The organism is Undibacterium sp. Ji50W (assembly GCF_049340445.1).
Taxonomy (GTDB): Bacteria; Pseudomonadota; Gammaproteobacteria; order Burkholderiales; family Burkholderiaceae_D; genus Undibacterium.
In genome coordinates, this window is record NZ_JBMPOX010000005.1 from 147,852 (window position 1) to 173,123 (window position 25,272).

Here is a 25,272-nt window from a genome sequence, read left to right on the forward strand (position 1 = left end):
TTCTTATTCCTCCACTGCGGCAAGTACGCCGACAGTACGTTGTGATTTCTTGAAATATTTTGCGGCCACGGTTTTGATGTCTGCCACCGTCAGCTTGCGGTAAGCATCGGGCGCATCAAATAATTTTTTATAGTCACCGAAAAACACTTCGTATTCACCCAGTTGCGCAGCTTTGCCGTTGATGGTTTCTTGCGTGCGGTAAAAATTCAGCAGCTTCTGGTTCTTCACTTTCTGCAATTCTTCTTCGCTGATGCCATCCTTGATCAGACGGTCTATTTCTGCCAGCAAGGCTTCTTCCACCTTTGCTGCCGGCACCTTGTTGGCCGCCACCGCAAAGAAATTGAACAGGCCAGGGTCGAGCGCCTTGCCCTGGTCCGAACCGACCTGTGTTGCCAGACGCTTATCCACCAGTGCCTGATACAGACGCGAGGTATTGCCGTCAGTCAGAATGCTGGAGATCACATTCAGTGCATAGTAATCAGGGTGATTGGTAGCAGGCACTTTGTAAGAAATCATCAGGTTGGCAGCGGTGGCCGATTCCTTGCGCACAAACACGCGTCGCTCACCTTTTTGTTCCGGTTCCACAGTGCGTACTGCCGGTGGCAAGGCACGCTGGGGCACATGTGCAAAATACTGCTCGGCCAGGCGTTTCACTTCATCTGCCTTGACATCACCGACGATGACAGCCACGGCATTATTCGGCGAGTAATACACATTGAAATACTTTTGCAGGTCATCCTGGGTCCAGGCCTTGATATCGGATTCATGGCCGATAGTCGGTACCGAATACGGATGGGCGCGGAAAGCCGATGCATATACCTCGCCCCACAAAGCGCGCAAATTGGAATTTTCCAGCCCGGTGCTGCGTTCCGACAAGACCACGCCACGTTCGCTTTCCACCATCTTGGGATCGATGCTCAGATTGGCGATGCGATCACTCTCCAGATCAAAGATGGTCGGCAGCGACACCGCTGGAAACCAGTCCTGGTAGACCGTCACGTCATTGCTGGTATAGGCATTATTGGCACCGCCACTGGCTTCCATGGTGCGGTCAAACTGCTTGGGGCCAAATTTTTTGGAACCATTGAACATCATGTGTTCAAAAAAATGCGACAGCCCGGTGATGCCCGCGACTTCATTACGGGAACCGACTTTCCAGTAGGTATACATATTCGCATTGGGAATGGTGGTGTTCTCCAATACCAGAAACTTCATGCCATTGGACAGCGTGAAGGTTTTCACCTGCTCTACTGTCACCGCCTGTGCGATGCCTGCCATACCCGCCATGCCCGCCACACCACACCACAAGCTGCCAGCGGCAACCAGATTTTTCCACTTCATTGTTCTCTCCCTTGTGTTCGTGTTTGTTTGTGTTTTGTTCGTGGACGAATTCCAACAAATCTGTTGCAAGCTGTTCAGACTGCATAGCTGCGGACTGGTTCATTTCATGCTACCGCGACAAGATTCAAGATCACCCTGCCCGGCGTCTGCGCCGATTCCAGCACAAGGCAGTCCCGTCAAGGCAACGGCGCATCTCTGCGCATTGACGCTGTATTTCCTCTGTATTTCCTCTGCATTTCCTCTGCTGTGGTCTCCGCAACCCGTGTCAACAAAACACATATTCATTATTCTTTTGACACTCATCTTGCAAGTGCATGTAAGCAAATGTAAGTGAAATATGATGAATGATGCCATATCCGGGCGACGATATCTGCACAATGTTTGTGCAGCAATTTTTGCTGCGGTGCGCAATATGTCTTTTTATTTGGCCTTTTTGTCGTGGTAAGCTACGCGCCGAATTGAATCAATTCATATCATTTAATGATACACAATGAAAAAAATTTTGCGACACAAATTACTTTTAATACCAAATAAACACTGGAGAGCACTTTGAACACAATTCAAACGCCAGCCGCACACACCATCCTGGGACATCCGGATAGCCTGTTTGTGTTGTTCTTCACAGAAATGTGGGAACGGTTTTCTTATTACGGCATGCGTGCCTTGCTGGTGCTGTTTCTGGTCACCACCGTCGACAAAGGCGGCTGGGGTTGGAGCCGTGCGGATGCCGCCAGCTTGTATGGCTGGTATACCGGCCTGGTATATTTGACCCCTATCCTCGGTGGTTATATTGCCGATCAGTTGCTCGGTAGCCGTCGTTCCGTTGTGCTGGGTGGCTTCATCATCGCTGCCGGTCATGCCTGCCTGCTGCTGGATACCCCTGCGACTTTCTATACCGGCCTGAGCCTGGTAGTTGCTGGTACCGGCTTGTTCAAACCGAATATCTCTGCCATCGTTGGTCAGTTGTATACCAAGGACAATGAAGGTGGTCGTGATGGCGGTTACACCCTGTTTTACATGGGCGTCAACTCTGGTGCCTTCTTCGGTATCCTGTTGTGCGGCTATATCGGCGAAAAAATATCCTGGCCCATGGGCTTTGGCCTGGCCGGTGTCTTCATGTTGCTGGGTGCGATACAGTTCTATTTTGGTCAGGGTATCTTTGGTGATATTGGCCTCGCCAAGTCACAGCAAAAAGGCGATGTCGTGGTGGCTGAAGAAGCCGCACCGCACATCGTTGCTGACCGTCTGATCGCCATTTGCGTGTTCTCTTTCTTCACCATCTTTTTCTGGTTTGCGTTTGAGCAGGCCGGTGGTTCAATGACGATTTTTGCAGCTGATTACACGGACCGTGCTCTGGTCGGTACCAGCGGCATGGCATTTAAAATCGTCAACAGCCTGATGACGGTGATCCCGACCATCATCCTGTCGTGGCTGCTGCTCAAGCTGTTTGCCGGTACCGCAAAGCGCTATCTGCTATCGAATGCCTTGCTGGTCATTTGTATAGGCTTGATCTGGGCGCTGGTGATCTGGATGCTGCGCCGTGAATTTGCACTCGACCAGTCCAGCGTACCTGCCACCTGGTTTGGTGTATTGAATTCTTTCTTCCTGGTGATCCTGGCACCGATGTTTTCCAAAATGTGGGAAAAATACTGGAACCCTAGCGGCCCCGTCAAATTTGGTGTGGGCCTGATCTTGCTGGGCCTGGGTTTTGCGGCGCTGTCCTACGGTTCTGCCAGCATCCCTGCCGGTGCCAAAACCGCGGGCGTCAGCATGATCTTCCTGATCGCCGCCTACTTCTTCCATACCATGGGAGAACTCTGCGTATCACCAGTTGGTCTGTCGTATATCAGCAAGCTGGCACCGCCACGTCTGCTCGGCCTGATGTTTGGCGTCTGGTTCCTGAACACCGCGATTGCCAACAAACTGGCTGGCTTCAGCGGCAGTTATATCGACGATATTTCCAAGCATTATTCCATGTCCATCTTCTTCCTGATCTTCACCCTGATCCCGATCGCAGCAGGCGTGGTACTGATGTTGCTGGATAAATGGATGAAAAAGAAAATGCACGGTATCCACTAAGTTGCGTTCGCTTAAAAAATCCCCGCACGATGCTCCATCGCGCGGGGATTTTTTTGCTAAACCGTCGTCAGCAGACGATAACCGACCGCCGTCTCCGTCAATAAATACACGGGCAGATTCGGTTCATCTTCCAGTTTTTGCCGCAGACGCCCCATGAAAATCCGCAGGTAATGGCCATTCTCTGCATTCGATGGTCCCCATACTTCACGCAATAATTGTGGATTGCTGACCACCCGGCCCGGATTGGACGCCAATACGGCCAGCAAGCGATATTCTGTCGGCGTCAAGTGCACGACTTGCCCGGCCTTGCTGACCAGCTTGGCTTTCAAATCTATCTTGATATCGCCAAACTGCATCAGGCCATCCCCCTCGCTAGGACGCTGGCGGCGCATTGCCACCCTGACCCTGGCCATCAGTTCCGCCACGCCAAAAGGTTTGGTCAGATAATCATCTGCCCCCGCATCCAGTGCCTTGACCTTGATGTTTTCATCATCACGGGCCGACAGCACTATCACGGGTACTTGTGACCATTTGCGAATATCACGAATGAAATCGAGGCCATCGCCATCAGGCAAACCAAGATCAAGGACGATGAGATTGGGTTTGCGTGTACCGGCATCGATCAGGCCACGCATCATGGTCTCGGCCATGAATACCTGCCAGCCCTCGGCTTCCAGCGACATCCTGACAAAGCGACGTATCTGAGGTTCATCTTCCACCAGCAGGGCGATATTGCAAGGTTCACTCATGGGTATTCCATTCTAAAACTGGAACTAGAACTCATTCCATTTCCATCTCATCCAATTCATCCAGCGCGCTGATGTCCTGCTGGTTACCGAGTGCCAGCTGGAACTCAAAACAGGCACCGCCCTGGCTGGCCGGGCGCGCAGCTATCTTACCACCGTGGGCTTCTATCACGGCGCGACAGATGGACAGCCCCAAACCCATGCCAGGCTGTGCCGATTCGCGTTCACCACGGGTAAATTTTTCAAAAATCGCTTCCTCTTTACCGGCCGGCAAGCCGGGACCATTATCCGACACACTGACCAGCAACATATCATCGCGACGCTCGGCGGCGATGGTGATCATGCTGCCGGGCGCTGTGTATTTGCCGGCATTTTCCAGCAGATTGCACAGTACTCTTTCCAGCAGCAAGGCATCATACCGCACCAGCGGGATGGCATTCCCCATGCTGACCCGTACCTGATGCCTGCTCAATGAAAACTTGCAGGCACGGACTGCACTGCCTATCACTTCCTGTATGGCTTGCCATTGCAAATTCAAACGCACCTGGCCGCTTTCTATACGCGCCATGTCGAGCAGATTATTCACCAGGCGACTCATGCGCAGGGCTTCATCACGCAAGGCCAAGGCCAGCTCATGTTGCTGACTGCTCAAATCCGGCTTGGTCAACGACAGGGTTTCAGACAAACCGACCAGCGAAGTCAGCGGTGTACGCAAATCATGCGACAAGGCGGACAACAAAGAATTGCGCAAGCGCTCTGATTCCATCGTCACCAAGGCATCTTGCGCCACCTCGACATAGTGCACCCGTTCCAGCGCAATCGCCACCAGCGTAGCAAAGGTATCCAGATGTTTGCGTTGCTCAATGACGTGCATCCATTTACTGTCGCCTGCCTGCACCACCAGTACACCACGGGTGCGCATGGGCGCCACCAGCGGCAGATACCATATGCTGCCGCCTGCTTCGGGGCAGATTAATTCTGCACGCTCAAATGCGGTTTGTGCCGTTTGCATATCCAATGCACTCATATTCAGGGCATTGCCATATTCCGGTCCAAACTCGGCTGGATACTGCAAGCGCCCGTCAGCGTTCGGCAATAGCAGGCTGGCCCTGGCCTGAAAGGCATCTTCTATGAAATTGCGGCAAATGTCGCTGATCTGCTCCGTCTGCAACGCGGCTGACAGGGCACGCGCAAATTCATTGATGGCGCTTGCCCGCAAGGCCCGGTATTCGGCCACCCGGCTTTGCGCGCTAACATCCGCAATGAGCTTGGCGGCCATGCCACCCAACAGCAGGATCAGCACCATCGTCAGTGCATATTGCCAGTCATTGATCCAGAAAGAAAAACGTGGTTCGACAAAAAAGAAATCGAAACACAAGGTAGTCAGTACACTGGCCAGCAAAGCCGGGCCACGCCCCATGCGCATCGCCACGGCCATCACAAAAAATAACAGGATCAGGGCAATATTGGCAGGCTCTATATAGGATTGCCAGGGCCAGACCACCAGCACTGTCAACAAACTGATCGCTGTCGCGCGCAGGTAAGGCTGGCGCGTCAGCGTCCTGGCCACCGGCATGAAATATTCCACACGGCCTGTGCTTTGCCGCTTACGTGTTGCCGGGTCTGGTTTGCTGACTTGCCCTTCTCCTTTGATGCGGTCGGCATTGCGACGTATTGCCAGATTGCGCAAAGCCATCAAATGGCCTTTGCGATACCAGGGCTCGCTGGCATCAACACCTGCACGCCGCAATTGTCCATGTTCAAAACGTGCAATCAATTCATCGACAGGTACATCCAGCAAAATCACTTCATCGGCATTGTCGAAGACGCTGTCCGGTATGGTCTGGATCCGGGTTTGATTCGGGGTCCGGGCTACCTTGGTAATCGCGCTGACTGCGCCATGCAGTCCTTCCAGGTCTTGTACATTGACTGTGGTGTACACATCCGTTCCCGCTGCCAGCATATCGCGCACGTCTTGCCAGCGTGTGTCATTCCGCATGACATGGCTATCATCAGTCACATTCAAATGCGCCAGTTCATCCAAGAGCAAAAGTTCAGGCTGGAAGTCGAGCGCAGCGGCCAGGTCGAATTCACCATGACGCAACAGCATGCAACCCGGACCGGCCAATGACTGCAGTTCAGCCTGCAAAGCCACTACGTCAGTTGGCTGATTCACGGACAGATGGATCAGGATTTTTCGCCCCAGTGCCAATTGCTGGCGGGCAGCGTTGAGCATGGCATAGGTTTTACCGACACCATTCACGGCACCAAAGTAAATACGCAAGCTGCCCTGAGATTCCGGCATGGCCGGATGTGTGTTCGCGTTCATCGAAGTGAGTATAAACCAGATTGATCTGATTGATCTGATAGCGCAGTGTGAGTATTCGTCTTGCGCACGATAACAGCAACGGTAAATTCCCGCATCAATTACCACGGCATGTTTACTTTATGTTTACGCCGGTTTTCAAACTCGTTACGCAGCATTTACGCCTTCATTGCTAAGCTGTCTTCATCGCAATTCAGTCATGGAGAAAACAATGAACGACACCAAAACCGGCCTGGCAACACGCCTTTTTCACAGCGCCAAAGACTTGGTCTGGCAAGACGATGCCCCCGTGCGCAGCAATCGCCAATCAGCTATGGTCAATGCAGAGGCTGCGACAGAAAGCCCGGCCATGCTCACTGCCACCAGAGCTGTTACGCAACATGTCGACGAGATTCCTGAAACAGGAATGAGCAAAGAATTATTTGCCCTGGTGATGGAAAGACCAACCGCGTATTCAGCCCTGGCTGAAGCCATCGCTGCGTTGGCAGAACTGCCCCTGGATGAAGCAACCCGTTATCGCTCTGCCTTTGCTGTACTCAGGAAAACCCAGCAGCGCACGGTGGAACAGGTGATGCAAGCCATTACCACCCATATGGATGTGCTGGTGGCAGAACAAAGCCGTTTTTCCAGTCAGTCACATGCGGCTGAAGAAGCTGAAATCCATGCCCGCCTGCAAGAAGTCAAGGCACTCGGTAGTGCCATCACGCAAGGCAGGCAACAGATAGAACAATTGCGCAACGAGACCGAACAGCGCATCAGCAAAGTACAGGAAGACCTGGAACGTAAACAGCTGCGTGCCGCCGAACTGGAACGCGAAGCCGATATGCGAAAGAAAGCAATAGAAAAAACCGTACAAGACTTTACCCTGGCGGCAAACACCGTCAAGGCCAGGCTGGAGGCAGATCAGTTGCGTATCAGCCAGCACCTTGCCACCTCAGCCACTAATGCCTGAGGCGGGTAGTACAACGCTGTATTTGAAAAAACCAAGAGAACAATCATGAGTGAACATATACCTGGAGTCCCCTCCAATTTCAAACCCAAGTCTTTCTGGGAAAAACCAGAAGGCGTGACCGGGCAAATCGTTGCCGTCAGTGCGCTAGCTGGTGTCGGATATGTCTTGTATGAATGCCTGCCTAAAATTATCACGTTGCTGGAAAACACTTTGTATGCAGGCGTGCTGGGTGTAACGGCCATCGCCTTTGCCTACGTCGCGACCGACAGGCGTTTCTGGCGGCTGGGTTCTTACCTGTACCAAAATGCTATGCGGGCAATTACCCGTCTGTTCGTCGAAATTGACCCGATAGGCATCATGCAGACCTATGTCTCTGAGCTGGAGAAAAAACTGGGCAACATGAATGGCCGCATCGCCAGCCTGGCCGGCATGATACGTGCCTGCCAGGAAGAAATACGCAGCAATGAAAGCATACGCAACAAGTCTTTGATGATGGTGAAAGAAGCCAGCAGGGCCGGCAAGACCATCGTGATTGCAGAAGAATCACGCCAGGCTGGTCGCATGCAGGAAGCCAATATCACTTATCAGGATTTGTTGACCAAGATGCAGTTGCTGTATGCGGTGCTGGTGAAATACCAGGAGATTTCGCTGTTCCTGATCAAGGACATCAAGCGTGAGATTGACGTCAAGCAGCGTCGTAAAAAAATGACAGATGCTGCCTATTCCGCCATTAAATCAGCCCGCAGCATCATCAATGGTGATCCCGACGCACGTGCCATGTTTGATATGGCGAATGAATACCTGGCCAATGACTATGCAATGAAGATAGGTGAGATCGAAGACTTTGTACGCATGTCGGATTCTTTCGTCAGCACCATCGATTTACAGAATGGTATGTATGAGGCCAGCGCCATGAAGATGATAGAAGAATGGGAAAAACGTGGTGATTCCATCCTGCTGGGCGCAGACCAGAAGCGCCTGATGATAGAAGGCAGCTATGCCGGTAACACAACCACGGCCAGCAAGACTGATGCATCCACCGCACCCGGTAATACGCCAGCGGATGGCAGTGCACAGAAAAACTGGTTTGACCACAAATGATTTGGAAGCGTCATGCATCTGATGGCTGACGCCTGATGTCTGATGCAAATGAAGTGAAGTGAAGTGAAGTGAAGTGAAACGTAACGTAACGAGTAAACAAGCATACACAAGGAGAAAAACATGCTTAAGCCCTTACCCCGTCTGTTGCTGATTGCCACCGTTGTCGGTGCCGGCATCTACGGCTTGAATACCTATGTAAAAAGCAGCAATGGCCTGAAATTCTGGAGCGCAAAAACAGCGGTACCGACGGCGATGGAAATCCCGGTCCAGGCCAATGCCCAAAGCCAAAACAACATTACTGCCGCATTTACGCTGGCACCGTCCACGCTTGACTACCAGGCACGCATGCTGGTCTTGCCATGGAATGCCGAAGCATCCATCCATTATGCCAACGGTGATGCGACAACCGCACGCGGCAGCCTGATGGATAAACACGGCGTCCACCTGCAACTGGAACGTCAGGACGACTATGCACAAATGATCGCCGAACAAGCCATCTTTGCCGGTGAAGTTGCCAAAGGTGTGGCTTACCCAGGTAAAGGCGCTGCCTTTGTCGTCATCATGGGTGACGGTGGCCCCGGCTATTTCGCTGCGGCGCAGGAAAGCATGAGCAAACTGGGCCAGCAGATTGAAGTGATAGCTTCACTTGGCTATTCACGCGGTGAAGACAAATGCATGTTGCCGGCCGAAGTCGCTACTGATCCGCAAAAGGCACGCGGTTCACTGATCGGTGCCGTCTTGCGTGACGGCGACTGGAACATCTGCATGAAGTATGCGGCCGACAATAAAATCCCGGTCAATCCTGACGTTAAAACCTATGACCCGGATGCCATCAATTTTGTCAGTGTCGCTTCATTTGCTGAATCGGATGAAAAACTGATAGCAGCCGCCAACCAGGGTGCTTGCGAAACCCGCCCGGTGATACGGAATGGCAAGACCACCAGTGAACGCCGTAAAGTTTGCCAGAACGGTACCGCCACCTGGACCCCAGGTGATGTCAAGGTGGCGCGCGAAGTCGGTGGCCTGGCCGCCGTTGCTTCCACCCGTGAATACATGTGGCAGATGCCGGCCACCATCATTGGTAACCGCCAATGGATGGCGCAAAACCCTGAGTATGTCAAAAACATGCTGGCTGCCGCCTTTGAAGCCACCGACGCCATTCGCAGCAACGACACAGAATTGCTGAAAGCCAGCGCAGTCGTTGCCAAAGTCGCCAAAGAAGAAAATGCACAATGGTGGATGAAGTACTACAAGGGCGTGGTAGAGAAAGACCGTAAAGGTCTGGACATACGCCTGGGCGGTTCGACCTCCAGCAACCTGGCGGACAACCTGTTCCTGTTTGGCCTGAACGGTAATGACAATTTGTACCAGCGTGTCTATAACGTCTTTGGTGGCATTGCAAAGCAATACTACCCGGCCGACATGCCAGAAATCATCAGCTACGACAAGGTAGTCAACACCAGCTATCTGCAGGCCTTGGCAGCCAGTGCGAAGAGCATGACAGCCCGTGCAGATACGCCACGTTTTGACCAGAATGCACCCGCCGTATCTACCTTTGCCAAACGTGGCTGGGCGATTGAATTTGAAACCGGCAAGGCCAGCTTTAAACCAGCGGCTACGGAAACGCTGGAAGCTTTGCTGAATCAGGTTGCTGTGTCCGGCCTGGCGATACAAATCAATGGCCATACCGATAAGGCTGGCAGCGCAGACGCCAACCTGATCTTGTCGAGAAAACGTGCGGACGCAGTACGTAGCTGGTTGCAGGCGAATGCAGCATCTGAATTCCCGGAAGGACGCATCCGTGTGCGTGCCTTTGGTGACAGCCAGCCTGTGGCGGATAACAGCACTGCCGAAGGCCGTGCCCATAACCGCCGGGTAGAAGTCGCGCTGATCAAGACCAGCAATGAGTAAGCAAACTGTTTGGGCTGAACATTCCAGAAATACATCAGCAGAGTAACGAAGTGGTGCAGTGAGCTATTCAACTGCACCACGCTCTTCCGCCAAGTTTTAGCACTAGAATCGATCATCATGTCCCTACGCTTGCATCCAGGTATACAAAATATCTTCCTGCCGTATTCACCCTTCCATGCGGCACGCAGCTTGCTGCTGGTGCAGGTGATTATTGCATTCACCTTGTGGAGTCTGCACAGCACCAGGGTATTGCCATCCCCGGCAGAAATCGGCCTGGCCTGGCTCAAGCTGTTCAATGAACAAGGCTTGTTGCTGGAATTGTGGGCCAGCGTCAAGGTCTTGCTGCTGTCCCTGCTGATGTCGACCGGCATTGCGCTGCTGATCGCTGCGGCCAGTACCGCCCCCATCTTCCTGCCGCTGGCGCGCTTTGCGTCGGTGTTGCGCTTTCTTGGTTTTGCCGGCCTCAGTTATCTGTTCATGCTGCTGACCAGTGACGGCTATGAATTGAAGTTGGCCCTGCTGACCTTTGGCACCAGTGTCATGATGGTGACCGCCCTGATGGCAGAAGTACAGGCCATCCCGCAAGATGCCATCGACCACTGCCAGACCCTGGGTATGCGCAACTGGCGCATCACCTATGAACTGGTGATACTCGGCAAGGCCGATACCCTGCTTGACCTGGTCAGGCAAAACGCCGCCATAGGCTGGACCTTGCTGACTATGGTGGAAGGCCTGACCCGTTCGGAAGGCGGCATAGGCGCGCTGCTATTGAACCAGAACCGTTACTTTCAACTCAGCGGCGTATTCGCCATACAGATCAGCATCCTGTCGTATGGCGTGGCGCAAGATTACCTGCTGGCTCGATTGAGACAGACACTCTGCCCTTACACCAGAACAAGCTAAATACACAAATAACGAGAATGCAGCATGAATACCGCGACGACCACTTTACCTACCCAGCCAGCGCCCTTGCCCTATCAGGTGGGCGAGCGGCTATTGAGCATAGAACAGCTATGCGTCAGCTATGGCCAACCAGTGCTGACCAATGTCAGTGCCCATATCGACAACCTGACACGCGACGGTGTGGAGCAAGGCCAGGTGGTCTGCCTGCTGGGTCCATCCGGCATAGGCAAGACGCAATTGTTCCGCTGCATCGCCGGCTTGCAAAAACCCAGTTCAGGCGGGGTCTACCTGAACGGCAAGAAGACCCCGGTCACACCCGGCGAAGTGGGCGTGGTGGCGCAGCATTACCCTTTGCTGGCGCACCGCACGGTACTTGGCAATTTGCTGGTGGCAGCCAAACGCAAAATCGCCGACCATGCTCAGGCACAAGCAAAAGTCATCGCCCTGCTGGAAGAATTTGATCTGGCAGACAAGGCCCATTGCTACCCTGCCGCCCTGTCTGGCGGGCAGCGTCAGCGTATTGCCATCGCCCAGCAATCCTTATGCAGTGATCACTTCCTGCTGATGGATGAACCTTTCTCCGGCCTTGATCCACTGGCCAAGGCCAAGGTCTGCGACACCATACTCAAGATATCAACCCTGGATGAACTCAATACCATCATCGTCGTCAGCCACGATATTGATGCGTCCATCGCCATTGCCGATACCATCTGGCTGTTGGGGCGCGATGATGACCAGGCCGGCAATCCGGTTTCAGGAGCACGTATCAAGTACCGCTACGACCTGATAGAACGCGGCCTGGCCTGGCGCGGGAATATGGAAGACACCTCAGAATTCCAGGAACTGCGCAAGGAAATCAGGCGACGTTTTACAGAGCTTTAAAAGGAGTACTGTCCTGGTCTATGCCTTAAACGTAATCCACGGCCTGAGCCTGACTGCTGCTCTGATCAACCCGGCTTCTTCCTGCGCTTCGATTACCGGGCCTATGGGTTTATAGGCTTGCGGTGCTTCTTCGATACGACGTTCTTCACGCAGGGTCACACATTGCCAGCTTGCCTCTGCATTGTCGTGGCGCAGGCGTCGTACATCTTGCCGCCGGACACGTCTGCCAGCACCATGGCTGCAAGACCATAACCAGTCAGGATTACCCAGCCCCTGTACCAGGTAACTGGCGTCACCCATGGAACCAGGTATCAGCGCCAGGTCACCATCGCGTGCCGGTGTGGCACCTTTTCTGTGTATGTTCATGCCATGCTCACGCAAAATCACGTTATGCGGGACATCCACGATCAGTTTCGACCCGGCCTCACCCAGCACGGCTTGCAACTGCTGCCTGACCAGTTCAGCCAGCACCATGCGATTGGCCCAGGCATAGCGTGCTGCCACACCCATGGCGTGCAGGTATTCCCCGGCCAGTTCACCACTGAGACCGTACAGCGCACTGTCAGGATGTTTCAAACTGGCTGGCCATTCTGATCTGGCCCTGTCCATCCAGCGCTGGCCGACATAAAAGCCGACATCGCGCGAGCCACTATGTATCATGACCACCATATCGTCTTTTGCCAGACCTGCGCGATAAGCCAGATGGCGGTCGAATACAGCGTCAACTATCTGCAATTCAACAAAGTGATTGCCACCGCCGGTGGTCCCCAGACTGGGGTCGCGCATTATGCCGCTGCGATTAAACCAGGCTTCGGGCGCATAGCGACTTGCACCGCCAAATTCATGCAGACCTATGCAGACAGCAAGTTCTTGCTGCAACCTGTCGCGGTCTGCTGCTGCCCAGATGCCGCTATCTGGCAAGCTATCCAGAAAAGCTGCCGGGCCAGCATCGCACAGCGCGGCAAAGGCCTGGGCATGTGCGGGGACATCCCTGGCATTTTCCAGCAAGACTCTCTGCAATTGCCTGATCAGCGCATCTTTATGCATGCTGGCCTGTGTCAGGTTGAAACCTGTCGTCAACAAGCGCATGCCGCAATTGATATCTGTACCGATGGCGGCCGGAATCACGAAGTCGGCATCGGTGGCGACGATGGAGCCTACCGGCGCAATGCTGCCGGGATGAAAATCCGGTGTGGCACAGGCCTTGCAAACCCCATGACTGTTATCCGGTGATTTGACTGCGGCAAAAGCCAGCAATTGCTTGACCGCCTTTTCTTCCAGCGGAAGCGAGTCTGGCAGTAACACTGAAGCCTGCGCATGTTCATTGTGGAGTTGAAATATGCCGTTGGCATGTTCAACATGGATGCCCTGTCTTTGCAGCGCCGATTGGAGACGGGGAAAAGACGGAGGTGAGGAACGGAGAATAGAAGTCATGACGGCTACCAAAATTTGAAGTACAGGTGCGCCTCCGGCGATCCGGGGGCATTTGTACCTCTAGCAGCAGCGCCAAGAGGAGAATCGTCAGTATAAACAAATTTGCTGCAATTGCAAATATTGCTATGCAGGGAGCGACATGTCGGACTTGATGCCGGCCACCGAAAGAACACCGTCGCCCCCACAGCTTCCCCGGCCGGTTTCAAGCGCGCCAGGCGCTCGACCTCAGTTGGGTCGCGGCCAGCCAATATGGAAAAGCCGCTATTCCTTGCCGTGAGCAGCCGCGTCGCTGGCACCTGCAGGCCGGGAAACCTGGAAGACGTTCTCAGGTAAGACCTGAACGTAGTCGTTCAAGCCCCCGGAACGCAAGATCGGATAGGCTTGCGCGGTCTGGTACACGCCGTCCTTCAAGAGTAATTTGTCGATATGCACGGCCACCACCTCGCCGAGGACCAGCCAGCTGTTCACCTTCTCGCCATCCGTGTTTCGAAACTGGACGATATCGATGACCTTACACTCCATCGCGGCACGGCTTTCCCCCACGCGGGGCACGTTGACCACACGACCCGGCACGGCTGAGAGGCCTGCGAAGGAAAACTCGTCCTCGCCATGCGCAAGTGGGGTGGCGGTTTGGTTCATCTGGTCGCCCAACTCTCGTGTCACCAAATTCCAGACGAACTCGCGTGTTTCGGATGCGTTCTGCACACTGTCCTTCCAGGTGATCGAAGAGAACCCGATGATAGGCGGATCGTAGTTGAACGCGTTGAAAAAACTGTAGGGAGCCAGATTGACTCGCCCCTGCGCGTCCCGCGTCGATATCCAGCCGATTGGACGTGGGGCGATTAGCGCATTCAGTGGGTTATGATTCAGCCCATGACCCTTGGAGGGTTCGTAGTAGTGGAAGTCTCGTGTGATCATTCTGGCGGTTTTCTGCGATGTGCATCGCGCTATTAAGGTAACTCGATCAGCGGTAATACCTGTCCCACCTTCACGAGTGCAAAGAAAGCTGCGAACTGGATCGCGTGCGGATCAGTTTGCAGCCGTTTTTTTGTGCGAAGTGCGGCTGAACCTGTGCTGGCCGGCACAGATTCACTCCCTTTATTTGGCTTGTGCGGCCAACTTCGCCATCAAAGCCTGGCCGAAGACATCGGCCGACAGAGGCTGTTGGCCGGTGATCAATTCCCGGTCAACTACGACGTTGGGTTGCCAATCTGCAGCATTCTGAACAATGGCGCCGGCTGCGGTCAAAGCTGCGTCCGGATAGAAGAGGACCTGACCACCGAGTTGCGCGTTACCTTCTATCTGCTTTTCTTCGGATGTTGCAAAGACACTCAGCTTGTAACCCGCATACGTCCATCCCTGCGACAGGCTCTTGACCGTAGCGGTATCGCCAGCGATGAGGGCAGACTGAAACTTGGCTGCCTCAGGTAGGGTGGCCAAAAGAGCGATCGGGCCGTGGCAAATGATCGCTGTAGGCTTCGCGGCCGCGTGGAAGTTCTTCAGGATGGTACCGAGCGACTGATCCTTCAGCAAGTCTTGCATCGGTGCGTGGCCGCCCGGAATGAACACCGCTGCATAGCCACTGGCGCCTTCTGTGGCAACCGATGCCAAGGTTTTGGGCTTCTTCAACGAATCGAACTTCGCCACGAAAGAAAGTGCGTCTTCGCGCTTCACATCGTTTCCTCCGAAATAATTCTTGTTGTTCGAATTCGCATCCATTTCAGGTGTGTCGCCTTTTGGATTGGCGAACACTGGCGTGTACCCCGCTTCGACCAGCATCCGCAGTGGAACAGCAAGCTCGTTGAGGAAGTAACCCGTTTTGTACTGTTTGCCATCCCGGAGTTCGAGTTCATGGGCGCTCGACATCACTACAAGGATCTTTCCCTTGGTAGCGGCGGAGGCGCCAGCTGGCATGAGACTGGCCGTGGCCGCAAGCGCGATGGACATGAGCGCGGTTTTGAAAGTATTCATATTGAAAGTCATATTGGTTCCTTTAGTCATTCGTGAGGTTGAGGTGGGTTGAGGTGGGTCGAGAGTCAGAGAACGGTTGATGCCTGACTGGCGAGCGTCGGATAGTCGGTGTAACCCTTGGCACCGGGCGTGTAGAACGTGGTCGGGTCAGGCGCATTCAATGGCGCGTCCTGGCGCATGCGCTCGACCAGATCAGGGTTGGCGATGAAAGGCCTGCCCATGGCTACCAGGTCCGTGCGACCTTCGCTCAGCGCCTGTTGTGCGCTGGCTTTGTCCTGTCCGCCGGCGAGGATGAAAGGGCCGTCGAACGCCGCCCTCAAATCGGCCTTCAGCTTGGCCGGTACAGGCGGCGCGCCCATCGCCGAATGATCCAGCACGTGAACATACATGAGGCCGAGCGCGGAGAGTTGCTTGACCAGCACCAGGTACTGTTCGTCCACGCCTTCGTATGCGCCGGCAGCATTGACCACGCCATGGGGCGACAAGCGGATGCCCACTCGCTCAGCACCAATCTCCTTCACGGTCGCACGGGCAACCTCCAACACCAAGCGGTTGCGTCCTTCGGCCGTGCCGCCGTAACCATCCGTGCGGCGGTTGATGTTGGCATTCAGGAATTGCTCGAGAAAGTAGCCGTTGGCGGCGTGTAACTCGATGCCGTCAAAGCCGGCCTGGATGGCAAGGCGCGCGGCCTTTGTGTATTCGCCGATCACGGCCTGGATGTCGGCCTCGGTCATGGCGCGCGGCGGCGTATGTGGCTGGCTGCCTTGGGTATCGGTCCACATCTCACCAGGACAGGTCTCCGCTGAAGGTCCCAGCACTTCTGCGCCAGCGGGCAGGTTGGCCTGGTGGGTCACGCGGCCGGTATGCATCAGTTGCACGACGATCTTGCCGCCCTTGGCATGCACTGCGTCAGTCACGAGCTTCCAGCCTTGCACCTGGGCGTCATTGAACAGGCCGGGGATGCGGGCATAACCCAAGCCATTGGGTGACGGTGAAGTTCCTTCCGTAATGATGAGGCCGGCGCTTGCACGCTGGGCGTAATAAGCTGCCATCAAGCTGTTGGGCGTGTTGTTGTCGCTTGCGCGGCTGCGCGTCAGCGGCGACATCACGGCGCGATTGTTGAGCTGGGTGGAACGCAGGGAGAAGGCTTCGAAAAGCATGGGCTGTCCTTGGAAAATGGAAAAGGTGAAAAATAGAAGAGCAGTGACACTCAGTTAGCGGGAATCAAGCGATCTTGTAACGAGGAGCTGGCATTCCGGCTTGGGTGTTCGCGAACAGTTCGGAACGGGCCGCGTCGTATTTCTCCCACAGCGTTGCATCGGCGACCGATGGCCATGTGACGGTTTCGCCCTGGTCCAAGCCCGCGAGGGCTGCATCGACCATGTGTTCGGTCGTCATCAGCGTATTTTTGTTGAGGGCCGCCAACGGGACGCCCGACAGATCCCAGAGCTCAGTGGCTGTGGATGCGGGCAAGACCAATTGAACTTTTACGCCGGTTTCGGCAAGTTCTTGCTGCAACCCTCTACTGTATTGCAATACAAAGGCCTTGGTACCGCTATAGATGGCGCTGATCGGCAGTGAGTGGACGGCCAGGGCAGATGCGATATTGATGATCAGGCCCTGGTTTCTTGCCACAAAGGCGGGCACCGCAGCTTGCGTCAGGCGCGTCAGGGCTGTGATATTTAGGGCGATCTGGGACTGTGCGTCGTCCGCGGACGTCTGGGCAGCCGGTCCCAGTCGCGCAATGCCAGCGTTGTTCACCAGGACGCGCACGTCTCCATTGGTGGCCAGAAGCGTCTCGATCCGCGCCAGGTCCTGGTCTTTGGTCAGATCGGCTGAGATTGCCTCGGCTTTGATACCGTGCGCCTTTGAGAGTTGCGCGCAGAGGGCTTCCAGGCGATCAGCGCGCCGGGCGACGAGAATGAGATCGTATCCACGCGCAGCGAGGCGATCCGCATAAACGGCTCCGATACCGGAGGAAGCCCCGGTGACAAGGGCGACATTCTTAGAGTTTGGATTTGTCATTGATAGCTTTCTATTATGGTTAAGGGCTCAAGTAATATAATTGAGGGCTCAAGCATAATACAAAAAACGGCTCAAGTGCAATATAATTGAGGGCTAAAGTGTAAACTTGACAGCAAATGGCTTGCCGATGGTGCAGCAGCCACAATTTTTAAACTATGGGTATGACCTCAAATCTTATTGATACGAAAAACAGTCCGGATTCGCCCGCCACAAGTGAGCAGGAAATCCTGGTCGGGCGGGTCTGCACGGCCACGTCACTGCGCCTTGCAGCGCGCAGACTTGGGCAACTGTATGACGAGGCACTGGCACCTTTGGACCTCAAAGCCACGCAGCTCGCACTCATCTCAGAAATAGACAAGCTCACGGGTGCCGATCAACAAGGACCAACGTTGCAGGATCTGGCGACCCGGCTTGCTATCCAACTTTCGGCTCTGACCCATGCGCTCAGGCCGCTGGTACGCGATGGAATTGTTGAACTGCGTCAGGACACCCAAGACCGGCGGACCAAACACGGCGTTCTCACCCCACTTGGCAAGACACTGCTTTCCGAAGCATTGGTGCGCTGGGCGGTAGCAAACGATCAGGTAGAGGTCGCTCTGGGCCCCGCATCAGCTGCAAGCTTGCGGGCACTGGCCGATCAGGTTGCTTCCGACGCGTTTCTAGTTGCCTATAAAGCGGAGACCACCTCCAGCTGAATCTGAGTGCGTCGTCCAGGCTGATACCGACATGTTGTGAAGCGGGCTGCGCCCTTGGGGGGCACCTCATCAACTGCGGACTTGGTGAGCTTGATCCTGGCCATGACAGCTCCTAACGCAGCCCAGAATTCCAGGTGTCGGCTGGGAGTCAAATGAAGGAACAGCGGAGCAGGTTGCGAAAAGCACCTGCATAGGGTGAAACCACTTGTTCGATAGGAAACTCGTTGCAGTGAGCCCCAGCAAACGGCAACCAAATTCGGTGCCAAGGTCATGCTGAAATAAAAACCCCGGTGAATAAATCCAGCGGCGTCGGGTCGATAAGCTAAAGCTGATCGGCCTGGCTTAACGTTCTATCGCCAGCGCCACACCCATGCCACCACCGATACACAAACTCGCCAGGCCTTTTTTGGCATCGCGACGTATCATTTCATGGATCAGGCTGACCAGGATGCGGGCACCAGATGCGCCGATAGGGTGACCAATCGCAATCGCACCACCGTTGACATTGATCTTGCTGGTATCCCAGCCCATTTCCTTGTTGACGCCGATAGCCTGTGCTGCAAAGGCTTCATTGATTTCCATCAGGTCCAGATCCTGATGTGTCCAGCCAGCTTTTTTCAGGCACAACTGGGCGGCGGGAACCGGTCCCATGCCCATGATGGTCGGGTCGATACCGGCAGATGAATAAGCTTTGATGCGGGCCAGCACTGGCAAACCCAGCTCATCCGCTTTTTTGGCGGACATCATGATGACGGCAGCAGCGCCATCGTTGAGGCCGGATGCATTACCGGCAGTGACCGTGCCATTCTTGTCGAAAGCCGGACGCAACGAAGCCAGCGATTCCAGCGTGGTGCCGTGCTTGATGAATTCATCGCTATCAAATACGGTCGTGCCTTTAATATGCGTCTTATTTCCTAGACCCGGTATGCCTGTTCGTCCGGGTGCAAGGAAACATCACGCATCTGTTGTGAGGACACGGTAAATTTCTGATGCAGATACCTGCATAAAAAAATCCCAGGCTCATTGACCCGGGATTATTTTACAAAGACCTGCGCTTGAGCTGGCTTCGATTTGCCGTCATTTGATCTTCTTGCCGCTTGATTTGTTTTCTCCGTGAACGGTCATGCCAGTAACGATTCCGCTGGCATCTTTTTCAAAATGCACGGTAACGTCATTATTCAGCATAAAGTAGTTACCGTTGGCACCCAGAAACAACTCTTGCTGGAAAGCACCCAGGGGGTCAGCCTTGATGTGCAGACGATCACCATCCGCAGTGACGACAACAGGAAAACTGGCTACGGTATATTCACCGGCAAATTTTTTATATTCTCCAGCATCGCCGGCGACAGCCACTTTTTCTATGGCCCGGTAATCGGTCCAGCCATATTCTACCGAGATGGCACGCAAAACTTCTTGTATCAGTTCTGCGCCATTGTCGCTATTCGTCATCAGGGTTGCGCCCTGGCCAGTGCTGTTGAAGGCAGTCATCATGGTGCGAATACCCATGTTGCCACCAGAGTGACCAAAGCTCTCATGTTCATCCTTGACTGCCCCTACAAACAAGCCCAGACCGTAATCACTGAGCTTGCTGCGCGTCAGCATTTGCCTGGTCATGTTCTGTGACAGCACTTTATTCGATGTGCCTGCGCTACTTTGCTGTATCTCAATGGCAAAGCGTGCCAGATCTGATGGCGTGGTCCACAAGCCTGCTGCTGCCAGTTCAGGATATCGGTGCCAGTTGCCAGGCACAGGCTTGCCATCTGCCCCATAGGTAGAAGCCGTCATTGCCTGCCACTGTACAGGTAACTCAAAGCTGCTGTGTTCCATGCCCAGCTTGTCGAGCACGGTTTTTTTCATCAAGGCGGGAAAGCTTTCATGCGTGGTATCCGTCATCAATAGCTGGACTATGGAATACCCGCCACCAGAATAACTCCAGGCACTGCCAGGCAAGGCAGTCACCCTGACAGCCGCTGAATTGGCCGGCTTTTTGCCGTCCAGAATCTGCAGCAAAGTTGGCACGTCTTGGTTGTATGCGTAACCCTGAAAACCATGCACATTCACGCCGACGGTATGGCTTAACAGCCCGCGCAGAGTGACTGCCTGTTGGGCAGTATAGGCATTACCAGGCAGCTTCCATGACACCAACTGCTGATTGACATCCCCGTCCAGACTCAACGTGCCGCGTTCAACCAGAGCCAATGCCGCCATGGCTGTCACCGATTTACTGATCGATGCGGCCTGGAACCTGGTTTCGACAGTCACTGGCCGTTTGCTGGCCAGGTCGGCATAGCCGTAGCCACGCGCCCATTCAATTTTGCCGTGATTGATGAGTGCAATACTGATGCCTGGTACCTTGAGTGCTTCCATCCGATCGGATAAACGCATGGGCTGCACAGGCTTGCCCTTGATCACGGCTTGTGGCAGCAAGCCATTCTCTACATGGCGTATATGTTCAGCTATCGTGGCAGTATCATCCGCAACTGCCCGTGTTACGTAGATTAACAAGGACAGGCAGGCTAAAGGGAAAACAACTTTCTTCATTTTTTAATGAACCCGGTTCGTGGCAGACATGGTCTGGAGCGGGCTGACTCTAGCACGTGTCATGCATGACTAGCAACACAGTAAGCCCGCCTTCCTTTGAGCAGGCGATAAAAAACCCCGCTGAATACATACAGCGGGGTTCATATGTGGACGCTGCCGGTCTGGCTTAACGTTCTATCGCCAACGCCACGCCCATGCCACCACCGATACACAAACTCGCCAGGCCTTTTTTGGCATCGCGACGTATCATTTCATGGATCAGGCTGACCAGGATGCGGGCACCCGATGCGCCGATAGGGTGACCAATCGCAATCGCACCGCCGTTGACGTTGATCTTGCTGGTGTCCCAGCCCATTTCCTTATTGACGCCTATGGCTTGTGCTGCAAAGGCTTCATTGATTTCCATCAGGTCCAGGTCCTGATGCGTCCAGCCCGCTTTCTTCAGACACAACTTGGCGGCAGGGACCGGGCCCATGCCCATGATGGTTGGATCAATACCGGCAGAAGAATAGGCCTTGATGCGGGCCAGCACTGGCAAACCCAGCTCGTCCGCTTGTTTGGCGGACATCATGATGACGGCAGCAGCACCATCGTTGAGGCCGGATGCATTACCGGCAGTGACCGTGCCATTCTTGTCGAAAGCCGGACGCAGCGAAGCCAGCGATTCCAGCGTGGTGCCGTGCTTGATGAATTCATCGCTGTCAAATACGGTCGTGCCTTTTTTGCTGACCAGTTCAAAAGGAATGATTTCATCCTTGAACTTGCCGGCCTTTTGCGCAGCTTCTGCCTTGTTTTGGGATGCCAAGGCAAACAAGTCTTGCTCTTCACGGGTGACGCCAAATTTTTTGGCGACGTTTTCGGCAGTGATACCCATGTGGTACTGGTTATACACGTCCCACAGACCGTCGACGATCATGGTATCGACCAGCTTGGCGTCGCCCATACGGAAACCGTCTCGGGAACCGTTCAATACATGAGGGGAAGCACTCATGTTTTCCTGGCCACCGGCGATGATGATGTTGGCATCACCGGCCTTGATGGCTTGCGCCGCCAGATGCGTTGCTTTCAAACCACTGCCGCATACCTTGTTGATGGTGAAGGCTGGCACCATGTCTGGCAAACCCGCCTTGATGACCGCCTGCCGTGCCGCATTCTGGCCGACACCGGCAGTCAACACCTGACCGAGGATGACTTCATTGATCAGATCGCCACTGATGCCGGTCTTTGCCAGCAAGGCCTTGATGACATGGGCACCCAGTTCGGAAGCAGCCGTTTTTGCCAAAGAGCCGCCAAATTTACCTACTGCAGTACGGCCTGCAGCTACGATTACCACGTCTTGCATGTGAATTCTCCTGGTTTTACCTCTGAGGGTATTGGGATGGTCAAACGAATGCTGCTAGTCCTGCCTATAGAATACATCCTCTAGCTTACCATTGCTCGCGCTTGCAGGAGGTGGCGCACTTTAAAAAAGATGGTGTTTTGCCATGAAGCTGGCTTGATGTGTATCAGAACAACGGCTCTTATATATGTTCCGCCACTGTGGCCAGTACCAATTCCGCCATCGGGGACAGGCTGCGCCGTTCCAGGCTGACCACACCTATTTCGGCATGAATGGCTTGCCAGCCATCTACTTTCAGCTCGACCAGCTCAGCATTTTCCAGCTCTTTTGCCACCGCTGCATGGGTGCATAAGAGGATGGCATCGCTATGCATGACCACCTGTTTCAAGACATGGATATTGTCGCAAGTGGTCACCAGCGGCAGATCCTGACCCGGTTCCAGCCCCAGTGCCTTGCGCAGGGGTGGCAGGAAAATATCTGCCAGGTACACGCTGGCATAGCTGGCACTTTGCAGATCATGCACGCTCAGCATATTTCTTGCTATCAGTGGGTGCCCACTGCGACAATACAAGCCGCCAAACTGACGCGTCAGGTGCCGGGTTTTGACACGCTTGTTGGGGTTCAGGGTGCGGGTATCGGCGATGAAAAATTCCAGCTTCTCGGCCAGCAGGTGTTCCATCAGGGTATCGCTGTTATTCACTTCCAGCACCGTGCGCATCCGTGGGTAAGTGACCGCCAACTCCGTCAGCACTGCTGGCAGAAAGCTGCCCGCCGGGAAAGGCCCGGCCCCGAAGCTGATCTGGCCACTTTCGCAATCGCGCAGTTGTGTCATCTCTTGCTTCAGGCTATTCGCGGCATGCAGCAAATCGCGCGCACGTGTGACCAGTTGCCGGCCAGCAGCGGTCACCGTGGCACCCGCCTGGTCGCGGTCAAACAGGCGCATGCCCAGTTCATCTTCCAGACCAGAAATACTGCGGCTTAATGCTGGCTGGCTGAGATTGAGCTTGTCTGCCGCGCGGGCAAAATTGCCTTGCTCTGCCAGTACAACCGCATGTTTGAGCTTGTTCAGGTTCATCGCAAGTGCATGGTCACGCCATACTTTTTAAGCATTGAGATAATAATTATAATGCATTGGACGTATGCACCCAAGTATCCCACACTGCCTGTATCAATGGCAGTTGCAAGCTCAGGTGGAGACCCTATGGCAAACCAGGAAAGCAAGATCAGTCGCAGAAAAGTGCTGGCAGCGATGGCAGGCGTGGGTCTTGGGGCCGCCATAGGCGGTGCGGCTGACAAGCATCTGAGGCCGCGCAGCATACCCAATGTGCCAGGGGCGATGTCTGCGGCAGGCCTGCGCCAGCGGCGACCGAATATCTTGCTGATCGTGAATGACCAGTTGCGCCACTGGCAAGACCTGCCGTCTGGCCTGGGTCTGTCAGCACATGAGATGCTGCTGGAGCAGGGCATAGGCATGACGAATTTCCATGCGAATACCACGCCCTGCTCGCCTTCACGCTCGAATATGTATTTCGGTCAGCATACCCAGCACACGCAGATGACGGCAAATGTGGATGCGCCACCGTCCTTCCCGCAACTGGCGGATGGTTTGCCCAGTCTTGGGCATTTGTTAAGAGCACAGGGTTACTACACTGCCTACAAGGGCAAATGGCACTTGAGCCATCTGCGCGCCGACCCCGGTCTGGTGTACGGACCTTACCCGACGACCGAAAACGCGCTGGAACCTTTTGGTTTTTCTGACTATAACGCCGATGGCGACCCGCATGGTTCGACCTGGACCGGTTATCGTTATGACGGGCAGATCGCCAGCAATGCCGTGCAATGGCTGGGCAGCAAGGGACGCGAGATGCGTGGCAAGCAGCCCTGGTTTCTGGCTGTGAATTTCGTCAATCCGCATGATGTCATGTACGTCAGCACCGGCGATAAACAAGTAGCCAGCCGGCAGCAGCGCAATATGCTGTCACCCCTGTCCTCGCCGCCGACCGGTGGCTTCTATGACAAAAACTGGGATCTGCCGCTGCCAGACAGTTATTACCAGGACAAATTAAGCGACAAACCCTGGGCCACGACTTCCTACATGGAGATGTGCAACTGGCTGTACGGCCAGATAGACCCGAACGATGAAGCCGCCTGGCGTGCCTATCAAAGCTATTACTTGAATTGCGTGCGCGATGTTGACAGCCATGCCCTGACCGTATTACAGGCATTGAAAAAACTGGGAATGGACAAGGACACCATCGTCATCTATACCTCAGACCATGGCGAAATGGCCGGTGCACATAAGCTGCGCCAGAAAGGGCCCTTCATGTACAAGGAAAACATGCGCCTGCCCTTCATCGTACGCCACCCGGATGTGGCAGGCGGCAGGATAAGCAATGCACTGGGTTCACATATCGACCTGCTCCCGACCATTCTGGGCATGGCCGGTGTGGATGCCCGTGCTACGGCAGAAAAATACCCTTACCTGAAGGGTATGGATATCAGCGCCGCCATCACCACGGCAGGCGCAAGCACAGAAAGGGACAGGAAAGGTATCTTGTTCAATTATGGCGTGCCCCTGTATATGGACCCGGAATTCACCCGCAAGGGGGCAAAAACCGGCAAGACCTATAGCAAGCTGAGCTCGCTGTTCGTCGGTTTTCAAAGCGGACAATTCTTACCCAGCCTGGAAAATCCGGCCCTGTTCCGCGGCATCCATGATGGCCGCTATAAATTTGCCCGCTATTTCAAACCCGCCGATCACCACCAGCCACGCGACTGGCACAATCTGACCACCCGCAATCAGCTGGAGCTTTACGATACGCATACAGACCCGAATGAAATCACCAACCTGGCAGCCAAGCCGGAACAACATAAAGATTTGCTATTGGACTTGAACCACAGATTGAATACACTGATCACTGCCGAAGTCGGTGCCGACCTGGGCAAAGAATTACCGGGGCCGGCGTTCTTGTATCATCAAGGGGTAAAAGCTTGAGGTTTTAGAAAATGACAAATAAGTTCGAATA

Annotated in this window: 19 protein-coding genes and 1 pseudogene; 8 read left to right on the top strand and 12 right to left on the bottom strand. The window is 54.4% G+C overall.

The features are described 5' to 3' along the window. Positions 1 to 3: 3 nt before the first annotated feature. The gene (locus ACO0K9_RS10690; RefSeq protein WP_422984602.1) at positions 4 to 1,341 is read right to left on the bottom strand and encodes a M16 family metallopeptidase; all 1,338 of its coding nucleotides are present in this window, start codon (positions 1,339 to 1,341) and stop codon (positions 4 to 6) included. Positions 1,342 to 1,890: 549 nt separating this feature from the next. Between ACO0K9_RS10690 and ACO0K9_RS10695 the strand changes: the two genes are divergently transcribed. Then, positions 1,891 to 3,420, top strand: coding sequence for a peptide MFS transporter (locus tag ACO0K9_RS10695; protein WP_422984604.1), 1,530 nt, complete (start codon positions 1,891 to 1,893; stop codon positions 3,418 to 3,420). Positions 3,421 to 3,476: 56 nt separating this feature from the next. Here the strand turns inward: ACO0K9_RS10695 and kdpE are convergent, their stop codons facing one another. Further along, positions 3,477 to 4,169 (bottom strand): two-component system response regulator KdpE, encoded by a 693-nt coding sequence (gene kdpE, locus ACO0K9_RS10700; protein WP_422984606.1) that lies wholly within the window; start codon positions 4,167 to 4,169, stop codon positions 3,477 to 3,479. 31 nt (positions 4,170 to 4,200) lie between these two features. Then, positions 4,201 to 6,495: an ATP-binding protein gene (locus ACO0K9_RS10705; RefSeq protein ID WP_422984608.1), complete on the bottom strand. Its 2,295-nt coding sequence runs from the start codon at positions 6,493 to 6,495 to the stop codon at positions 4,201 to 4,203. A 208-nt stretch (positions 6,496 to 6,703) separates the two neighbouring features. Here ACO0K9_RS10705 and ACO0K9_RS10710 point away from each other — a divergent pair, with 208 nt between their 5' ends. From ACO0K9_RS10710 to ACO0K9_RS10730, 5 genes are all read left to right on the top strand, one after another. Further along, positions 6,704 to 7,444 (top strand): hypothetical protein, encoded by a 741-nt coding sequence (locus ACO0K9_RS10710; protein WP_422984610.1) that lies wholly within the window; start codon positions 6,704 to 6,706, stop codon positions 7,442 to 7,444. Between the two features lie 45 nt (positions 7,445 to 7,489). Further along, entirely contained in the window at positions 7,490 to 8,545 is a 1,056-nt protein-coding gene (locus tag ACO0K9_RS10715; RefSeq protein ID WP_422984612.1) for a hypothetical protein, read from the top strand. 120 nt (positions 8,546 to 8,665) lie between these two features. Further along, positions 8,666 to 10,456, top strand: coding sequence for an OmpA family protein (locus tag ACO0K9_RS10720; RefSeq protein ID WP_422984614.1), 1,791 nt, complete (start codon positions 8,666 to 8,668; stop codon positions 10,454 to 10,456). 117 nt (positions 10,457 to 10,573) lie between these two features. Continuing rightward, the gene (locus ACO0K9_RS10725; RefSeq protein ID WP_422984616.1) at positions 10,574 to 11,359 is read left to right on the top strand and encodes an ABC transporter permease; all 786 of its coding nucleotides are present in this window, start codon (positions 10,574 to 10,576) and stop codon (positions 11,357 to 11,359) included. 24 nt (positions 11,360 to 11,383) lie between these two features. Then, positions 11,384 to 12,241 carry an ABC transporter ATP-binding protein gene (locus ACO0K9_RS10730; protein ID WP_422984618.1) on the top strand — a complete coding sequence of 286 codons (858 nt, stop codon included), beginning with the start codon at positions 11,384 to 11,386 and terminating at the stop codon, positions 12,239 to 12,241. An 18-nt stretch (positions 12,242 to 12,259) separates the two neighbouring features. Here the strand turns inward: ACO0K9_RS10730 and ACO0K9_RS10735 are convergent, their stop codons facing one another. The 5 genes from ACO0K9_RS10735 to ACO0K9_RS10755 form a co-directional block, all read right to left on the bottom strand. Further along, positions 12,260 to 13,675 carry an RtcB family protein gene (locus tag ACO0K9_RS10735; RefSeq protein WP_422984620.1) on the bottom strand — a complete coding sequence of 472 codons (1,416 nt, stop codon included), beginning with the start codon at positions 13,673 to 13,675 and terminating at the stop codon, positions 12,260 to 12,262. 261 nt (positions 13,676 to 13,936) lie between these two features. Beyond that, positions 13,937 to 14,593 carry a flavin reductase family protein gene (locus tag ACO0K9_RS10740; RefSeq protein WP_422984622.1) on the bottom strand — a complete coding sequence of 219 codons (657 nt, stop codon included), beginning with the start codon at positions 14,591 to 14,593 and terminating at the stop codon, positions 13,937 to 13,939. A 180-nt stretch (positions 14,594 to 14,773) separates the two neighbouring features. Beyond that, positions 14,774 to 15,658 carry a type 1 glutamine amidotransferase domain-containing protein gene (locus ACO0K9_RS10745; protein ID WP_422984624.1) on the bottom strand — a complete coding sequence of 295 codons (885 nt, stop codon included), beginning with the start codon at positions 15,656 to 15,658 and terminating at the stop codon, positions 14,774 to 14,776. 53 nt (positions 15,659 to 15,711) lie between these two features. Continuing rightward, the gene (locus ACO0K9_RS10750; protein ID WP_422984626.1) at positions 15,712 to 16,806 is read right to left on the bottom strand and encodes an alkene reductase; all 1,095 of its coding nucleotides are present in this window, start codon (positions 16,804 to 16,806) and stop codon (positions 15,712 to 15,714) included. A gap of 64 nt (positions 16,807 to 16,870) precedes the next feature. After that, positions 16,871 to 17,671, bottom strand: coding sequence for an SDR family NAD(P)-dependent oxidoreductase (locus ACO0K9_RS10755; protein ID WP_422984628.1), 801 nt, complete (start codon positions 17,669 to 17,671; stop codon positions 16,871 to 16,873). 161 nt (positions 17,672 to 17,832) lie between these two features. Here ACO0K9_RS10755 and ACO0K9_RS10760 point away from each other — a divergent pair, with 161 nt between their 5' ends. Continuing rightward, positions 17,833 to 18,366 carry a MarR family winged helix-turn-helix transcriptional regulator gene (locus ACO0K9_RS10760; RefSeq protein WP_422984630.1) on the top strand — a complete coding sequence of 178 codons (534 nt, stop codon included), beginning with the start codon at positions 17,833 to 17,835 and terminating at the stop codon, positions 18,364 to 18,366. A gap of 342 nt (positions 18,367 to 18,708) precedes the next feature. Here ACO0K9_RS10760 and ACO0K9_RS10765 read toward each other — a convergent pair. The 4 genes and pseudogenes from ACO0K9_RS10765 to ACO0K9_RS10780 form a co-directional block, all read right to left on the bottom strand. Then, positions 18,709 to 19,263 (bottom strand): annotated as a pseudogene (locus ACO0K9_RS10765) (acetyl-CoA C-acyltransferase); the annotation flags it as partial. A 180-nt stretch (positions 19,264 to 19,443) separates the two neighbouring features. After that, positions 19,444 to 20,907: a serine hydrolase gene (locus ACO0K9_RS10770; protein WP_422984632.1), complete on the bottom strand. Its 1,464-nt coding sequence runs from the start codon at positions 20,905 to 20,907 to the stop codon at positions 19,444 to 19,446. A gap of 166 nt (positions 20,908 to 21,073) precedes the next feature. Beyond that, complete coding sequence (locus ACO0K9_RS10775; protein ID WP_422984634.1) at positions 21,074 to 22,249, bottom strand: acetyl-CoA C-acetyltransferase; 1,176 nt, start codon at positions 22,247 to 22,249, stop codon at positions 21,074 to 21,076. Positions 22,250 to 22,427: 178 nt separating this feature from the next. Next, positions 22,428 to 23,321 carry a LysR family transcriptional regulator gene (locus ACO0K9_RS10780; protein WP_422984636.1) on the bottom strand — a complete coding sequence of 298 codons (894 nt, stop codon included), beginning with the start codon at positions 23,319 to 23,321 and terminating at the stop codon, positions 22,428 to 22,430. A gap of 126 nt (positions 23,322 to 23,447) precedes the next feature. Here ACO0K9_RS10780 and ACO0K9_RS10785 point away from each other — a divergent pair, with 126 nt between their 5' ends. After that, positions 23,448 to 25,241, top strand: coding sequence for a sulfatase-like hydrolase/transferase (locus ACO0K9_RS10785; RefSeq protein WP_422984638.1), 1,794 nt, complete (start codon positions 23,448 to 23,450; stop codon positions 25,239 to 25,241). Positions 25,242 to 25,272 lie beyond the last annotated feature (31 nt).

What these genes read in the sequence shown, in the direction of transcription:
- ACO0K9_RS10690 (WP_422984602.1), bottom strand. Translation starts at nt 1,341, where the DNA reads ATGAAGTGGAAAAATCTGGTTGCCGCTGGCAGCTTGTGGTGTGGTGTG.
- kdpE (WP_422984606.1), bottom strand. Translation starts at nt 4,169, where the DNA reads ATGAGTGAACCTTGCAATATCGCCCTGCTGGTGGAAGATGAACCTCAG.
- ACO0K9_RS10780 (WP_422984636.1), bottom strand. Translation starts at nt 23,321, where the DNA reads ATGAACCTGAACAAGCTCAAACATGCGGTTGTACTGGCAGAGCAAGGC.
- ACO0K9_RS10745 (WP_422984624.1), bottom strand. Translation starts at nt 15,658, where the DNA reads ATGACTTTCAATATGAATACTTTCAAAACCGCGCTCATGTCCATCGCG.
- ACO0K9_RS10710 (WP_422984610.1), top strand. Translation starts at nt 6,704, where the DNA reads ATGAACGACACCAAAACCGGCCTGGCAACACGCCTTTTTCACAGCGCC.
- ACO0K9_RS10735 (WP_422984620.1), bottom strand. Translation starts at nt 13,675, where the DNA reads ATGACTTCTATTCTCCGTTCCTCACCTCCGTCTTTTCCCCGTCTCCAA.
- ACO0K9_RS10705 (WP_422984608.1), bottom strand. Translation starts at nt 6,495, where the DNA reads ATGAACGCGAACACACATCCGGCCATGCCGGAATCTCAGGGCAGCTTG.
- ACO0K9_RS10760 (WP_422984630.1), top strand. Translation starts at nt 17,833, where the DNA reads ATGACCTCAAATCTTATTGATACGAAAAACAGTCCGGATTCGCCCGCC.
- ACO0K9_RS10775 (WP_422984634.1), bottom strand. Translation starts at nt 22,249, where the DNA reads ATGCAAGACGTGGTAATCGTAGCTGCAGGCCGTACTGCAGTAGGTAAA.
- ACO0K9_RS10750 (WP_422984626.1), bottom strand. Translation starts at nt 16,806, where the DNA reads ATGCTTTTCGAAGCCTTCTCCCTGCGTTCCACCCAGCTCAACAATCGC.
- ACO0K9_RS10730 (WP_422984618.1), top strand. Translation starts at nt 11,384, where the DNA reads ATGAATACCGCGACGACCACTTTACCTACCCAGCCAGCGCCCTTGCCC.
- ACO0K9_RS10740 (WP_422984622.1), bottom strand. Translation starts at nt 14,593, where the DNA reads ATGATCACACGAGACTTCCACTACTACGAACCCTCCAAGGGTCATGGG.
- ACO0K9_RS10715 (WP_422984612.1), top strand. Translation starts at nt 7,490, where the DNA reads ATGAGTGAACATATACCTGGAGTCCCCTCCAATTTCAAACCCAAGTCT.
- ACO0K9_RS10785 (WP_422984638.1), top strand. Translation starts at nt 23,448, where the DNA reads ATGGCAAACCAGGAAAGCAAGATCAGTCGCAGAAAAGTGCTGGCAGCG.
- ACO0K9_RS10720 (WP_422984614.1), top strand. Translation starts at nt 8,666, where the DNA reads ATGCTTAAGCCCTTACCCCGTCTGTTGCTGATTGCCACCGTTGTCGGT.
- ACO0K9_RS10770 (WP_422984632.1), bottom strand. Translation starts at nt 20,907, where the DNA reads ATGAAGAAAGTTGTTTTCCCTTTAGCCTGCCTGTCCTTGTTAATCTAC.
- ACO0K9_RS10725 (WP_422984616.1), top strand. Translation starts at nt 10,574, where the DNA reads ATGTCCCTACGCTTGCATCCAGGTATACAAAATATCTTCCTGCCGTAT.
- ACO0K9_RS10755 (WP_422984628.1), bottom strand. Translation starts at nt 17,671, where the DNA reads ATGACAAATCCAAACTCTAAGAATGTCGCCCTTGTCACCGGGGCTTCC.